We start from the raw sequence: 1,032 nt of genomic DNA, 5'->3' as shown, positions 1-1,032 counted from the left end.
CATGGACCCGCAGCAGCGGCTGCTGCTGGAGACCTCGTGGGAGGCGATCGAGCGGGCGGGCATCGACCCGGGCGCGCTGCGCGGCACCCGCACCGGCGTCTTCACCGGCACCAACGGCCAGGACTACACGGCCCTCCTGCTCGCCTCCCCGGACAGCGCCGAAGGGCACGTGGGGACCGGGAACGCGGCGAGTGTGGTGTCGGGTCGGTTGTCCTACACGTTCGGGTTGGAGGGTCCGGCGGTGACGGTGGACACGGCGTGTTCGTCGTCGCTGGTGGCGCTGCACCTGGCGATGCAGTCGCTGCGTAGCGGTGAGTGCGGGCTGGCGCTGGCCGGCGGGGTGACGGTGATGTCGACGCCGGGGGCGTTCATCGAGTTCTCCCGGCAGGGCGGTCTGGCCTCCGACGGGCGGGTGAAGGCGTTCGCGGAGGCGGCCGACGGCACGGCCTGGGGCGAGGGCGTGGGCATGCTGGTGGTGGAGCGGCTGTCGGACGCGCGGCGCAACGGGCACCGGGTGCTGGCGGTGGTGCGGGGTTCGGCGGTGAACCAGGACGGTGCGTCCAACGGGTTGACGGCGCCCAACGGTCCGGCGCAGCAGCGGGTGATCCGGCAGGCGCTGGCCTCGGGTGGGTTGTCGGCCGGTGAGGTGGACGCGGTGGAGGCGCACGGTACGGGGACGACGCTGGGTGACCCGATCGAGGCGCAGGCGCTGCTGGCCACCTACGGCCGGGACCGCGACCCCGCCCGGCCGCTTCTGCTGGGCTCGGTGAAGTCCAACCTCGGCCACACCCAGGCCGCCGCCGGAGTCGCCGGCGTCATCAAGATGGTGCTGGCGATGCGGCACGGGGTGCTGCCGCGCACGTTGCACGTGGACGCGCCGTCCTCGCACGTGGACTGGTCGGCGGGTGCGGTGCGGTTGCTGACGGGTGAGGAGTCCTGGCCCGCCGATCCCGCCCGGCCCCGGCGCGCCGCGGTGTCCTCCTTCGGCATCAGCGGCACCAACGCCCACGTCATCCTCGAAGAAGCCCCCGA

General features: G+C 73.7%; 1 protein-coding gene. It reads left to right on the top strand.

The window, feature by feature from the left end; translation table 11 throughout:
- On the top strand, positions 1-1,032 hold a 1,032-nt coding region (locus OSB71_RS24170; RefSeq protein WP_265950937.1), incomplete at both ends, for a beta-ketoacyl synthase N-terminal-like domain-containing protein.

It is taken from the genome of Streptomyces marinisediminis, from assembly GCF_026262575.1.
Classification (GTDB): domain Bacteria; phylum Actinomycetota; class Actinomycetes; order Streptomycetales; family Streptomycetaceae; genus Streptomyces; species Streptomyces marinisediminis.
This window is presented reverse-complemented; position numbering and strand designations above follow the sequence as displayed.